This is a genomic window from Enterobacter cloacae complex sp. P24RS (assembly GCF_014982165.1).
Classification (GTDB): Bacteria; Pseudomonadota; Gammaproteobacteria; order Enterobacterales; family Enterobacteriaceae; genus Enterobacter; species Enterobacter quasihormaechei.
On record NZ_JADCKU010000021.1, the window covers coordinates 1 to 13710 of the forward strand.

At 55.6% G+C, this 13710-nt stretch carries 16 protein-coding genes; 4 read left to right on the forward strand and 12 right to left on the reverse strand.

From position 1 onward, the window contains the following. Positions 1-99 precede the first annotated feature (99 nt). The 5 genes from thiL to nrdR form a co-directional block, all read right to left on the reverse strand. The gene (gene thiL / locus INF58_RS18770; protein ID WP_112791896.1) at positions 100-1071 is read right to left on the reverse strand and encodes a thiamine-phosphate kinase; all 972 of its coding nucleotides are present in this window, start codon (positions 1069-1071) and stop codon (positions 100-102) included. Positions 1072-1148: 77 nt separating this feature from the next. Then, on the reverse strand, positions 1149-1568 hold the full coding sequence (nusB, locus tag INF58_RS18775; protein WP_006809908.1) for a transcription antitermination factor NusB: 420 nt from the start codon (positions 1566-1568) through the stop codon (positions 1149-1151). A gap of 21 nt (positions 1569-1589) precedes the next feature. Continuing rightward, positions 1590-2060 (reverse strand): 6,7-dimethyl-8-ribityllumazine synthase, encoded by a 471-nt coding sequence (gene ribE, locus INF58_RS18780; RefSeq protein ID WP_003859098.1) that lies wholly within the window; start codon positions 2058-2060, stop codon positions 1590-1592. An 87-nt stretch (positions 2061-2147) separates the two neighbouring features. Next, positions 2148-3251 carry a bifunctional diaminohydroxyphosphoribosylaminopyrimidine deaminase/5-amino-6-(5-phosphoribosylamino)uracil reductase RibD gene (ribD, locus tag INF58_RS18785; protein ID WP_193032639.1) on the reverse strand — a complete coding sequence of 368 codons (1104 nt, stop codon included), beginning with the start codon at positions 3249-3251 and terminating at the stop codon, positions 2148-2150. 4 nt (positions 3252-3255) lie between these two features. Continuing rightward, on the reverse strand, positions 3256-3705 hold the full coding sequence (gene nrdR / locus INF58_RS18790) for a transcriptional regulator NrdR (protein WP_003859099.1): 450 nt from the start codon (positions 3703-3705) through the stop codon (positions 3256-3258). A gap of 152 nt (positions 3706-3857) precedes the next feature. On the opposite strand from nrdR, the gene INF58_RS18795 reads away from it, so the two are divergent. Together INF58_RS18795 and INF58_RS18800 are read left to right on the forward strand one after the other, a co-directional pair. Beyond that, on the forward strand, positions 3858-4397 hold the full coding sequence (locus tag INF58_RS18795) for a DUF3251 domain-containing protein (RefSeq protein WP_077221137.1): 540 nt from the start codon (positions 3858-3860) through the stop codon (positions 4395-4397). A 268-nt stretch (positions 4398-4665) separates the two neighbouring features. Further along, positions 4666-5550 carry a nucleoside-specific channel-forming protein Tsx gene (locus tag INF58_RS18800; RefSeq protein ID WP_063451799.1) on the forward strand — a complete coding sequence of 295 codons (885 nt, stop codon included), beginning with the start codon at positions 4666-4668 and terminating at the stop codon, positions 5548-5550. Between the two features lie 88 nt (positions 5551-5638). Here INF58_RS18800 and INF58_RS18805 read toward each other — a convergent pair whose 3' ends face one another. The 7 genes from INF58_RS18805 to queA all read right to left on the reverse strand — a co-directional run bounded on the left by INF58_RS18805 (position 5639) and on the right by queA (position 12301). Beyond that, a complete protein-coding gene (locus INF58_RS18805) occupies positions 5639-6319 on the reverse strand; it encodes a YafY family protein (protein WP_017694425.1) in 681 nt (226 codons plus the stop codon). Between the two features lie 10 nt (positions 6320-6329). Continuing rightward, positions 6330-6695 carry a VOC family protein gene (locus tag INF58_RS18810; RefSeq protein ID WP_112791893.1) on the reverse strand — a complete coding sequence of 122 codons (366 nt, stop codon included), beginning with the start codon at positions 6693-6695 and terminating at the stop codon, positions 6330-6332. Positions 6696-6837: 142 nt separating this feature from the next. Next, a complete protein-coding gene (gene secF / locus INF58_RS18815) occupies positions 6838-7809 on the reverse strand; it encodes a protein translocase subunit SecF (protein WP_003859105.1) in 972 nt (323 codons plus the stop codon). 10 nt (positions 7810-7819) lie between these two features. Next, on the reverse strand, positions 7820-9667 hold the full coding sequence (secD, locus tag INF58_RS18820; protein WP_003859106.1) for a protein translocase subunit SecD: 1848 nt from the start codon (positions 9665-9667) through the stop codon (positions 7820-7822). 27 nt (positions 9668-9694) lie between these two features. Further along, the gene (gene yajC, locus INF58_RS18825) at positions 9695-10027 is read right to left on the reverse strand and encodes a preprotein translocase subunit YajC (RefSeq protein ID WP_003859109.1); all 333 of its coding nucleotides are present in this window, start codon (positions 10025-10027) and stop codon (positions 9695-9697) included. Positions 10028-10049: 22 nt separating this feature from the next. Then, on the reverse strand, positions 10050-11177 hold the full coding sequence (gene tgt, locus INF58_RS18830) for a tRNA guanosine(34) transglycosylase Tgt (protein ID WP_003859110.1): 1128 nt from the start codon (positions 11175-11177) through the stop codon (positions 10050-10052). 53 nt (positions 11178-11230) lie between these two features. Continuing rightward, entirely contained in the window at positions 11231-12301 is a 1071-nt protein-coding gene (gene queA, locus INF58_RS18835; protein WP_064910906.1) for a tRNA preQ1(34) S-adenosylmethionine ribosyltransferase-isomerase QueA, read from the reverse strand. 92 nt (positions 12302-12393) lie between these two features. Here queA and acpH point away from each other — a divergent pair, with 92 nt between their 5' ends. Together acpH and INF58_RS18845 are read left to right on the forward strand one after the other, a co-directional pair. Continuing rightward, the gene (gene acpH / locus INF58_RS18840; RefSeq protein ID WP_193528284.1) at positions 12394-12975 is read left to right on the forward strand and encodes an ACP phosphodiesterase; all 582 of its coding nucleotides are present in this window, start codon (positions 12394-12396) and stop codon (positions 12973-12975) included. 127 nt (positions 12976-13102) lie between these two features. Next, positions 13103-13705, forward strand: coding sequence for a peroxiredoxin C (locus INF58_RS18845; RefSeq protein WP_003859113.1), 603 nt, complete (start codon positions 13103-13105; stop codon positions 13703-13705). Positions 13706-13710 lie beyond the last annotated feature (5 nt).

Genomic DNA, 13710 nt, shown 5'->3' on the forward strand with positions numbered 1-13710 from the left:
GTCTCCTCTTCTATGCCAGTTATAACTGTTACCCATGTATCCGGTCTAAAGTGTTACCCATGTTTCCGGTTCATACCGTAGCGCCACCCGGCAAAACACTCACCCAAAATGATCGTACCCTTTCCAGTCAAGCGTAACCGGGGCGCCATCACGGACAAACAGTAGCCCTTCGCTCTCCGGCATCACCTGCCCAATGCAGGTAAATTTCGCTCCCAGATGCGCTAACGCCACGTCCAGCGTCCCGCGATTCAGTTCGGGAACGGTAAAGCACAGCTCATAATCTTCTCCACCGGATAACGCCCAGCGCAGCGCCTGTTCAGGCTCGGCATGACGACGCAGCTGCTCTGACAGCGGGAACAGATCCAGATCGATACGTGCGCCCACGCCGCTGGCTTTCAGGATATGACCAAGATCGGAGATCAGCCCATCAGACAGGTCGATAGCCGAACTGGCCCGCTCGCGCAGCGCCTGACCGTGCAGAATACGCGGCGTTGGCCGCAGGTGACGCTTCACCAGGTACGCCGCATCGTCCGCATCTTCAACCGCTAAACGGTTCTGAAGGATCGCCAGACCTGCCGCGCTATCTCCCGGCGTACCGGTCACGTAGATCCAGTCTCCCGGTTTTGCGCCCGAGCGCTTGAGCGCGCGCCCGGCAGGCACATAACCGTGAATGGCCAGGGTCATCGATAGCGGACCCGCAGTGGTGTCACCGCCAATCAGCTGCATATCGTAATAGTTCAGCTGTTCAAACAGCGCATCGCTGAACGCTTCAAGCCAGGCTTCATCCACCTCCGGCAGCGTCAGGGCCAGCGTCAGCCAGGCCGGGTCGGCGCCCATTGCCGCCAGATCGCTGACGTTGACTGCCAGCGCCTTATACGCCAGGTCAGCAGGATCGATATCGGGCAGGAAGTGACGCCCACATACTAAGGTGTCGGTGCTGATTGCCAGCGTCTGTTTTTCGGGAACATTGAGAAGTGCACAGTCATCGCCAATGCCGGTTTCAACATCAAGACGAGAGGTTCTGACACGGTCGAAATAACGGGCAATCAGGGAGAATTCGCCGCATGCCATACGTTATGCCTCAGCAAATAAAAGAAAAAACCGGAGCCGCACTGCCCGTCAGGCAATGCAGAACTCCGGTTTGCGGATCACTTTTTGTGGGGACGGATCGCAGGTGCGGCTTTATCAAGTACGCCGTTAACGAACTTGTGGCTGTCTTCAGCACCGAAGGTTTTCGCCAGTTCGATCGCTTCGTTGATGGCTACTTTGTACGGCACATCGTCACGTTTAGACAGCTCAAACAGCGCGATACGCAACACTGCTTTTTCCACCTGGCCCAGCTCTTCGAGCAGACGGGACAGGTATGGCTTCATCAGGCCATCGAGATACGCGCTATTAGTCGCCACTCCCGACAGCAGTTCACGGAAGTACAGAACGTCAACGTCTTTCACGTCCTGTTCTGACAGGAACTGGTATTCAACATCAGCGATGTCGTTCTGGGACAACTGCCAGGAGTAAAGCGCCTGAACGGCACATTCACGGGCGCGGCGACGAGCAGCAGGTTTCACGGAATTCCCCTTACAAAAAAATCAGGCCTTGATGGCTTTCAATACATTGATCATTTCAAGCGCGGTCAGTGCAGCTTCTGCACCTTTGTTACCGGCTTTGGTGCCAGCACGTTCGATGGCTTGTTCAATACTTTCGGTGGTCAATACGCCGAACGCGACAGGAATTTCAGCATCCTGCGCAACGTGCGCCAGACCGTTGCTTGCACCGCCCGCAACGTATTCGAAGTGCGCAGTGCCGCCACGAATAACGGTACCCAGCGCAATCACCGCGTCGTATTTACCGGTTTTCGCCAGCGCGCCTGCTGCCAGTGGCAGTTCATAAGCACCTGGTACCCAAACGACGGTAATATTGTCATCTTTAACCTGGCCGATACGTTTCAGGGCGTCAACCGCACCTTCCAGCAGGCTGTCGTTGATGAAGTTGTTGAAACGCGCAATGGTGATGGCGACGCGAGCGTCCGGGGTAGCTACAGCAGCTTCAATAATGTTCATACTCTTCCTTTACGGGTTCATTTGGCCCCGCAGGGGGGCGGATTTTATCATAATACTTTGCGCACTGCTTCCCTATTTCGGGAGCAATTACGCTGTCGTTAAATGGAGGCAGACATCCGGACCCACCGGACGAATCTCGCTGAATGAAAGTTGCGGCGCATCGGCCAGTTTTTCAAGGCCGGGCAGCACAAACAGGCCGCGGGCGTCGTTACCTAACAGTTTAGGCGCAACATAGACGAGAAGCTCATCCACCAGCCCCGCCTGGAGCAGCGCGCCGGCGAGCGTCGGACCGGCTTCGACCCAGATACTGTTGACCTGCTGTTTGCCGAGCAACATCATCAGCACCACGAGATCAAGATGTCCGTTATGCTCCGGCACCATAATGCTGCGCACGCCTTCCGGCCACTCGCGCGTATCTTCCTTCGTGCGCGCAATCCAGGTTTCACCCGGCTGCTGCACGATGCGGTGCTCCGGCGTCACGCGGTTCTGGCTATCAATAATAATGCGCAGCGGCTGGCGCAGGTTCTCCTGCGGGTAGAGCGCCTGGGTATCCGCATTCAGCTCATCCCAGCGCACGGTCATCGCCGGATCGTCAGCCAGCACCGTCTCACTGCTGGTGAGAATAGCATGGCTTTGCGCGCGCAGACGTTGCACATCGCGCCTTGCCTGCGGGGACGTGATCCACTGGCTCTCGCCGTTCGCCATCGCCGTGCGGCCATCCAGTGAGGCGCCCAGCTTAAGCTGAATAAACGGGAAGCCGGTGCGCATGCGTTTCAGGAAGCCTTTATTGATGGCTTCAGCGTCTTGCATCATCAGGCCGTGGCTGACGTCGATCCCTTCCTGTTGCAGACGATAAAGGCCGCGGCCCGCCACCTGCGGGTTAGGATCCTGCATAGCGGCGACCACGCGCGAAACCCCTGCCGCAATCAGCGCTTCACAGCACGGCGGCGTGCGCCCGTGGTGGCTGCATGGCTCCAGCGTCACGTAGGCCGTCGCGCCACGCGCGTTCTCCCCCGCCATACGCAGGGCATGCACTTCAGCATGCGGCTCGCCTGCGCGGTAGTGAAAACCTTCCCCCACAATCTCGCCATCTTTAACAATGACGCACCCGACGTTGGGGTTAGGGTGAGTGGTAAACCGACCGCGCTGCGCCAGCTTCATGGCTCGCGCCATGTACATCTCGTCGTGCATGGGCTTAATCCTGTAAGCGGGCGATCTCTTCGCCAAACTCTTTGATGTCTTCAAAGCTGCGGTAAACGGAGGCGAAGCGAATGTAGGCGACTTTGTCGAGCTTTTTCAGCTGTTCCATCACCAGATTACCAATCATTTTGCTCGGCACTTCGCGCTCGCCTAACCCCCGCAGATAAGATTTAATGTGGTTTAACGCCATTTCGACGTCATCGGAGCTGACGGGCCGTTTTTCCAGCGCCTTGAGCATCCCGCTGCGCAGTTTTTCTTCATTGAACGGTTCGCGCACATCGTTACTTTTTACCACGCGCGGCATGACCAGCTCTGCCACCTCGAAGGTGGTAAAACGCTCGTTGCACACCAGACACTGCCGGCGACGGCGCACGGAAGACCCTTCGCCTACAAGACGTGAGTCGATGACTTTAGTATCCACGGCGGAGCAAAATGGGCAATGCATACGATGTCCCTGTTATCTGGTTAACTGATTTCTATTTTACCCTGAACTGGCCCGACAACAAAGGAAGAGCTTTTTGAGACAAAGGATCTATGCCTGGCGGCACTATCCTGTCTACCATTGCAGCAATCTGTGATTTCAAGGAATTAAACGCAATGACAAGACGTTACCTGAAAATCGTGCTGGTGGGGAGTCTGTTCACGCTCAGCGCCTGCGCACAGCAAAGTGAAGTCCGCGAGATGAAACAAAGCGTGAATACGCTCAACGTGGCGATGAACAAACTTAACCAGGAAACCGTAAAGATCACCCAGCAGAACGCGCTGAATGCCAAATCCAGCAATGGCGTTTATCTGTTGCCAGGGGCTAATACGCCTGCCCGACTCAACAGCCAGATTGGCATGCTAAAAATGTCTCTGGTGAATGTTGCAGCCAATGCGGATGGTACGCGCGCAACATTGCGTATCCAGGGTGAGTCCAACGATCCGCTTCCGGCCTTTACCGGCACCGTGGAGTGGGGACAGATCCAGGGCACTACCGAGAACTATCAGGAAGTGAACGTGAAGAACCAGCTTTTCACCGCCCCCGCCAGCACGCTGGCGCCAAGCGACGTGGACATCCCGGTTCAGCTGAGCGGCCTGACGCCGGAACAGTTAGGCTTTATCCGCATTCACGACATTCAACCCGCCGCGCAATAACCTTCCCTTTTAGCGGAGTGAAATGTCACTCCGCTAACATTTACATTTCGTATGGATTGGCAACATAAATGATTGCCGCTACAATCCCGCCCGTCTAAAGTACGCAAACGTGAACGCAATCGATTACGTATGTGAGAGATATGTGAAACACCACATATTTTTGTGAGCAAGGATTCCTATAATAGGCTCCGCAGAAACACGAAATATTTAGAAACGCAATTCGCGCATTTTTCACTCCCGGAAGGGAATTTCAATCAGTGGCATGATTATGAAAAAAACATTACTCGCAGCCGGTGCAGTTCTGGCACTCTCCTCCTCTTTCACGGCTAACGCTGCGGAGAATACCAAGCCAGAATATGTTTCTGACTGGTGGCATCAGAGCGTTAACGTTGTGGGCAGTTACCACACCCGTTTCGGACCGCAGATCCGTAACGATACCTACCTTGAGTACGAAGCATTCGCTAAAAAAGACTGGTTTGATTTCTACGGCTACATGGATGCCCCGGTCTTCTTCGGTGGTAACACCGACGCGAAAGGTATCTGGAACCATGGTTCCCCTCTGTTCATGGAGATCGAGCCGCGCTTCTCCATCGACAAGCTGACCGGCACCAGCCTGGCGTTTGGTCCGTTCAAAGAGTGGTATTTCGCAAACAACTATATCTACGACATGGGCCGCAACAAGTCCGGTCGTCAGAGCACCTGGTATATGGGTCTGGGCACCGACATTGAGACTGGCCTGCCAATGAGCCTGTCCATGAACGTGTATGCAAAATACCAGTGGCAGAACTACGGTGCCGCGAACGAAAACGAATGGGACGGCTACCGTTTCAAAGTGAAATACTTTGTGCCAATCACCCAGCTGTGGGGCGGTAACCTGAGCTACATCGGCTTCACCAACTTTGACTGGGGTTCAGACCTGGGCGACAACGACTTCCGCGATCTGAACGGCAAGAAGGCGCGCACCAATGACTCCATCGCCTCCAGCCACATCCTGGCGCTGAACTACGATCACTGGCACTACTCTGTTGTTGCGCGTTACTGGCACAACGGCGGTCAGTGGAACGACGACGCCAGCCTGAACTTCGGCAACGGCGACTTCAGCGTACGTTCTACCGGTTGGGGTGGTTACCTGGTGGTGGGTTACAACTTCTAATCAGTGCGGATTCCGCCCGGTGGCGCTACGCTTACCGGGCCTACGATCCGAATGTAGGCCGGGTAAGGCGTAGCCGCCACCCGGCTTTTTACTGCCTCACCTTGCGTAAAAAATCTGCCAATGACCTGTCCGCACTTTCGCTAAACCGCCTCTCCGTCTGCACAATATTGAGGCATCGGTCGAGCCGGAAACAGCGATAGTCATCGCGCCGTTCACACCACGCCGCCAGCAGCCAGCGCTCTCCCCAGAAGAACAAGCCCAGCGGCTGAACCTCGCGCTTTGAGAGCTGCCCAGCCTCATCACGATAATGCAGTGCCAGCACGCGCTGTGCGGAAATCGCCTGATGGATCACGTCGAAACCACTACGGGAATGTGGCTGAAGGGCAATATCCGGCGCGTAAATCCGCGTCTGCTCAGCTTTGCGGCGGCTCTCTTCTGGCAGGATCGCCAGCACTTTTTCCTGGGCCGACTCCAGCTCGCGCGAGAGCGATTCCCCGCCCCAGGTTTTGAGCAGGCGAATCGCCACCATCAGCGCCTCGGACTCTTTGTTGGTCAGCATCAGCGGGGGTAAATCAAAACCCGACATCAGCCGATATCCGCTTCCCGCCTCGCCTTCCACCGGCACGCCGGAAAGCGACAGGTCGCGGATATCGCGGTACACCGTGCGCTCTGACACGCCAAGCCTTTCCGCCAGATGCGCTGCCGTTGTCAGACGCCTGCCCCGAAGGATCTGCACAATCTGGAACAAACGGTCAGCGCGTCGGGTCATCGGTTTACTCTCATACCGGTTGATGGAGGCCGACGCGATTACCTTCGCTGTCGGTAAACAGGGCTATAGTGCCAATGCCTTGCGGCAGTTCCAGCGGGCCAAACACGCACTCACCGCCCGCAGAAGCAATACGATCGAGCGTGGCCGCCAGATTGGCAGTATGCAGGTAAATAATAGCGCCCTGCGAAGACGGTGTAACGCCGTCAAATTTCGCCAGCGCGCCGCCCGTGGCCGGATCCTCGTGCGGGAAAATCGCCAGATCAGCCACGTCCATCTTCTCGCGCCGCAGCGCGACCTGCATCACCGACTCATAAAATTTGATGGCGCGATCCATATTGGCGACCGGAATTTCAAACCAGTTAATAACACTTTTCATACGTCCTCCTGCCTGTTGTTAGGGTTGAGAAGGAGTCTACGACAGGGCTCCTGACAGCATACTGTCAGGAGTATTTGTGAGATGCAGACAAAAAAAATCCCGGCCAACAGGCCGGGATTTCGATGCCGCGTAAGACGAACGCTTACGGCAGAATAGACGGCTGATCCGCCCCTTCCTTCTCGACTTTCTGCTGGATCAGATGCTCGCGCTTCATGCCCAGCTTCAGCGCCAGCGCGGACGCCACGTAGATAGACGAGGCCGTACCGATAGACACACCGATCAGCATGGTCAGCGAGAAGCCTTCCAGCACCGGGCCACCGAACAGGAACAGCATCAGGATCACCATCAGGGTGGTACCGGAGGTGATCAACGTACGGTGCAGCGTCTGGGTCAACGACACGTTAAAGATTTCGTACGGCGTACCGCGACGGATCTTACGGAAGTTTTCACGAATACGGTCAGATACCACGATACTGTCGTTCAGTGAGTAACCGATAACGGACATCAGGGATGCCACAATTGTCAGGTCAATCTCAATGTGGAACAGAGACAGTATGCCCATGGTGATCACCACGTCGTGCGCCAGGGCGATAACCACGCCTGCCGCCAGTCGCCACTCAAAGCGGAAACCGACGTAAATCAGGATTGAGATCAGCGCCACCAGCAGCGCCATCGCACCGGTCTGCGCCAGGTCTGCACCGACGCTCGGGCCGACGAACTCAATACGCTTAACCGTCGCATCCTGGCTGGTCGTTTCGTTAATAACCTGAACGACCTTGCTGCCCAGCTCCTGGCTGCCGTTGGCATCGTGTACCGGAGGCATACGCACCATGATGTCGCGGCTGCTGCCAAAGTTCTGGAGCAGCGGCTCTTCAAAGCCCGCCTTTTGCAGAGACTCACGCATCTGGTCCATATCGACCGGTTTTTCCAGGGTAATTTCGATCACCGTACCACCGGTGAAGTCCAGACCCCAGTTAAAGCCTTTCACGCCCATAATGACGATGGACAAAATCAGCAGAAAACCTGAAATGCCGAAGGCCCAGTAGTCCCAGCGCATAAAGTCCCAGACTTTACGGCCGTGGTTCAATTGTTCAACAGTATATTCCTGTGCCACAACGCACTCCTCAGATAGACAGCTTTTTGACGCGCTTGCCGCCGTACAGCAGGTTCACGATGGCACGGGTGCCGACAATAGCGGTAAACATCGACGTTGCGACACCGATACCGGTAGTAATCGCAAAGCCTTTGATCGCGCCAGTACCCACTGCATACAGGATAAGAACCTTAATCAGTGTTGTTACGTTCGCATCGAAGATGGAGCTGAACGCCCCTTTGTAGCCTTCTTCAATCGCCTGCTGTACAGAACGACCGTTGCTCAGCTCTTCTTTGATACGTTCGTTTATCAGTACGTTGGCGTCGACCGCCACCGCAAGGGTCAGGACGATACCCGCGATACCCGGCATGGTTAGCGTCGCCCCCGGCAGCAGGGACATGATGCCGATGATCAGCACCAGGTTGGCAATCAGCGCAGACGTCGCAATCAGGCCGAACTTCTTGTAGAAGAAGATCATGAAGATGATGGACACCGCCAGGCCGGCCAGACACGCTTCCAGACCCTGTTTGATGTTCTGCATACCCAGGGTTGGACCGATGGTACGTTCTTCAACAATCTGAATTGGCGCAATCAGCGCACCGGCACGCAGCAGCAGAGAGAGCTGACGCGCTTCGTTCGGGTTACTGATACCAGTGATACGGAAGCTGTTACCCAGACGAGACTGGATGTTGGCGATGTTGATCACCTCTTCCTCTTTCACCAGCACCGCACGACCGTTGGCGTCTTTCTTGCCGCTGTCTTTGTACTCCACGAACAGGGTCGCCATCGGCTTGCCGATGTTGTCCTTAGTGAAGTTAGACATGATGTTGCCACCAGCGCTATCAAGCGAGATATTCACCTGCGGCTGGTTGTACTCATCCTGGCTTGAAGTGGAGTCGGTGATATGGTCACCGGTCAGGATCACGCGTTTGTAGAGCACAACCGGCTGGCCTTCGCGGGTCTGTTTCACTTCGGAATCGCCCGGGACACGGCCTGAGGCCGCAGCTGCCTGATCGACGTTGGAATTCACCAGACGGAACTCCAGGGTTGCTGTCGCACCCAGAATCTCTTTCGCACGTGCGGTATCCTGGATACCCGGCAGCTCAACCACGATACGGTCAGCACCCTGACGCTGCACCAGTGGCTCAGCCACGCCCAGCTGGTTTACACGGTTACGCAGAATGTTGATGTTCTGCTGAACGGCGTATTCACGGGCTTCACTCAGACGCGCGTCGGTCATGACCGCACGCAGCTGGTTGCTGCCCTGAGAGGTGATCACCAGATCGCGGTGACGCTGAGACAGATAAGTCACAGCCTGATCGCGTGCCGCGCTGTCGCGGAACGTGATGCTCATACCGTAGTTATCTTCTTTGCGTACGGTGGTGTACGGAATGCCCTTATCGCGCAGATCGCTGCGCAGGCTGTCGATATTCTGTTCCTGTAGCTTGCCGAGCGCGGTATCCATATCCACTTCCATCAGGAAGTGAACGCCACCACGCAGGTCAAGACCCAGTTTCATTGGCTCTGCGTTCAGCGCAGCCAGCCAGCGCGGAGTTGCAGGAGCAAGGTTAAGCGCCACGACGTATTTATCACCCAGCACGCCCATCAGCGCTTCACGTGCGCGGAGCTGCGTGTCGGTGGTGTCGAAGCGAGCAAGAATTGCGCCCTCTTCCAGTGCCACAGACTTAGCGGTAATTTTTTCTTCTTGTAACGTTTTCTGGACCTGGATCAGCGTTTGCTCACTGGCGGCGACACCGCGCGCGCCAGTGATTTGAACGGCCGGATCCTCACCATACAGGTTGGGAAGCGCGTACAGCAGGCCGACGATAATCACGACGACCAGCATGATGTACTTCCACAAAGGATAACGGTTTAACACGGCAGTTCCCTTTGGGAAAAGTTGGGATTACAGCGCCTTCATGGTGCCTTTCGGCAGAACGGCAGCTACGAAGTCACGTTTGATAACCACTTCAGTGGTGTCGTTGAGGGCGATAGCAATGTAGCCGTTTTCCGCTACTTTGGTTACGCGACCTACCAGGCCACCATTGGTCAGGACTTCATCGCCTTTCGCGATGGAGTTCATCAGGTTTTTGTGCTCTTTAGTACGCTTCTGCTGTGGACGCAGGATCATGAAGTAGAAGATCAGACCGAACACAACCAGCATCAGAATCAGAGACATCGGGCTGCCCTGCGCTGGTGCGCCCGTTGCTGCTACCGCATCAGAAATAAAAAAGCTCATTCAAATTCCCTCATTATTAAAATTAATCAACGTTCAACGGTGGAACATCCCGCCCCTGACGTTGGTAGAAATCGGTCACGAAGCTCTCTAATTTACCCTCTTCGATAGCCTTACGTAAACCAGCCATTAAGCGCTGATAATAACGAAGATTATGAATGGTATTGAGACGCGCGCCCAAAATCTCGTTGCAACGATCGAGATGATGCAGATACGCGCGAGAATAATTGCGACAGGTATAGCAATCGCACTCGGAATCGAGCGGGCTGGTGTCACTCTTATGCTTCGCGTTACGGATTTTCACCACGCCATCGGTAACGAACAGATGACCGTTACGTGCGTTTCGGGTAGGCATCACGCAGTCGAACATATCAATGCCGCGACGTACGCCTTCCACCAGATCTTCTGGCTTACCCACCCCCATCAGGTATCGTGGTTTATCCGCCGGGATTTGCGGGCAGACATGCTCCAGAATGCGGTGCATATCTTCCTTCGGCTCACCCACAGCCAAACCGCCGACAGCGTAGCCATCAAAGCCTATCTCTACCAGACCTTTAACGGAGATATCGCGTAAATCTTCGTAAACGCTGCCCTGAATAATGCCGAACAGCGCATTTTTGTTTTGCAGGGAATCAAAACGGTCACGGCTGCGCTTCGCCCAGCGCAGGGACATCTCCATGGAGCGTTTCGCATAGTCCCAGTCCGCCGGGTATGGCGTACATTCGTCGAAGATCATCACGATATCGGAGCCGAGATCATACTGAATCTCCATCGATTTTTCCGGATCGAGGAAGATCGGATCGCCGTTGATCGGGTTACGGAAATGTACGCCCTGCTCGGTGATCTTGCGGATATCGCCCAGGCTGAAGACCTGGAAACCGCCGGAGTCGGTCAGGATCGGGCCTTTCCACTGCATGAAATCGTGCAGATCGCCGTGGAGCTTCATGATCTCCTGGCCCGGACGCAGCCACAGGTGGAAGGTGTTGCCGAGGATAATCTGTGCGCCCGTGGCCTCAACTTCTTCCGGCGTCATCCCTTTTACGGTGCCGTAGGTGCCAACAGGCATAAACGCGGGGGTTTCCACCACGCCGCGATCAAACACCAGGCGACCGCGACGCGCGCGACCGTCGGTGGTATCAAGTTCAAATTTCATTTTTTCTCCGACGTCAGAAAAACAGTCCAACGTTGTCATACGGTGCCGCGGACTTATTCCCCGACACGCTCATTCAAAGCCTGCGGATTGTACGTGATAAACATCGCGTCACCGTAGCTAAAAAAGCGATATTTTTGTTCTACCGCAGACTTGTAGGCATTCATCGTATGCTGATACCCCGCAAACGCGGACACCAGCATAATCAATGTAGATTCAGGTAGATGGAAGTTGGTCACCAGCGCATCAATGACGTTGTACTGATAGCCCGGGTAGATAAAGATCTGCGTATCGCCAAAGAACGGCTCAATCAACTCGCTTTTCGCGGCCTGCGCGGCGCTCTCAAGGGAACGCACGGATGTCGTTCCGACGGCCACGACGCGGCTGCCGCGCGCTTTCGCCGCCAGCACCGCATCCACAACCTCCTGCGGCACTTCGGCGTACTCAGAGTGCATGATGTGGTCTTCGATGCTGTCCACGCGCACCGGCTGGAACGTACCCGCGCCGACGTGCAGCGTCACGAAGGCCATCTCAATGCCTTTGGCGCGCAGCTTTTCCAGCAGCGGTTCATCAAAGTGCAGGCCCGCAGTCGGGGCCGCCACCGCGCCAGGCTTCTGGCTGTAGACGGTCTGATACAGCTCGCGGTCGGCCTCTTCGTCCGGGCGCTCAATGTACGGCGGCAGCGGCATGTGGCCGATGGTGTTGAGGATATCAAGCACCGTGCGCTCGTCGTCGAACGCCACCTCGAACAGCGCGTCGTGACGCGCGGTCATGGTCGCTTTGATGCTCTCGTCATCGCCCAGCAGCAGCTCAGCGCCCGGCTTCGGCGCCTTGGAGGCGCGAATATGTGCCAGAATACGTTTATCGTCGAGCATACGTTCGACCAGCACTTCAATCTTGCCGCCGCTGGCCTTACGGCCAAACAGGCGCGCCGGGATCACGCGGGTATTGTTAAAGACCAGCAGATCGCCAGGGTTGAGCTTGTCGAGCAGATCGGTGAAAGTACCGTGCGTCAGCGCGCCCGTTGGCCCGTCCAGTGACAGCAAGCGACAGCTGCTACGCTCAGGCATGGGGTAGTGAGCAATCAGGGATTCAGGTAGTTCAAAGGAGAAATCGGCGACGCGCATGACGTATACTCGTGACTTAAAAACAGGCGGCATAGTCTAGTGCTCGCGCCCTTTTGCTGCAACAACTAGCCGCCACCGGACAAATAAAACGCATGAATTTTCTCGCTCACCTGCATCTGGCTCACCTCGCGGACAGCTCCCTCTCCGGCAATTTGCTGGCCGATTTCGTGCGCGGCAACCCCGCGGAAGACTACTCCCCCGAGGTTGTCGACGGGATTTTTATGCACCGCCGCATCGACGTGCTGACAGATAACCTGCCGGAAGTAACGGAAGCCAAAGCCTGGTTCCGCCCCGAAACGCGACGCGTGGCGCCAATCACGCTCGACGTAATGTGGGATCATTTCCTGTCGCGCCACTGGTCACAGCTGTCGACTGACATGACGCTGCCAGAGTTTGTGCGCTACGCCCACGCACAGGTCTCGATCATTTTGCCGGACTCCCCGCCGCGCTTTGTGAATCTGAATAACTATCTGTGGTCTGAACGCTGGCTGGAGCGATACCGCGAGATGGATTTTATTCAGAACGTCCTGAACGGCATGGCGAGCCGCCGCCCGCGTCTGGACGCGCTGCGCGACTCATGGCATGACCTGAATGAACATTACGATGCGCTGGAAACCCGCTTCTGGCAGTTCTACCCGCGTATGATGATGCAGGCAAAAAATAAAGAACTGTGATGCCGGTTTGATTGATAGGTAAAAACTGGTGGAACGATTGTTACCACCTCTTTGTCTTATTCCCGCGCAGTCTCTATACTGGCCCGCGTTGCGTTCCAAATAACCTTAGTATCTACAGGAGAATCATATGGTTCTGGTAACTCGTCCGGCCCCGGATTTTACAGCTGCCGCAGTTCTGGGTAACGGTGAAATCGTTGAAAACTTCAACTTCAAACAGCACACCAACGGTAAAGCAACCGTTCTGTTCTTCTGGCCAATGGACTTCACTTTCGTTTGCCCGTCTGAGCTGATCGCGTTCGACAAACGTTACGAAGAATTCCAGAAGCGTGGCGTGGAAGTGGTTGGCGTCTCCTTCGACTCTGAATTTGTACACAACGCATGGCGTAACACCCCTGTCGAAAACGGCGGCATCGGTGCGGTGAAATACGCGATGGTTGCGGACATAAAACGCGAAATCCAGCAGGCTTACGGTATCGAACATCCGGACGCTGGCGTTGCACTGCGTGGTTCTTTCCTGATCGACGCAAACGGCATCGTTCGTCACCAGGTTGTGAACGATCTGCCGCTGGGTCGTAACATCGACGAAATGCTGCGCATGGTTGACGCGCTCCAGTTCCACGAAGAGCACGGTGAAGTGTGCCCGGCTCAGTGGGAAAAAGGTAAAGAAGGTATGGCTGCTTCCCCAGACGGCGTAGCTAAATACCTGTCTGAGAACGTATCCAGCCTGTAATCGGC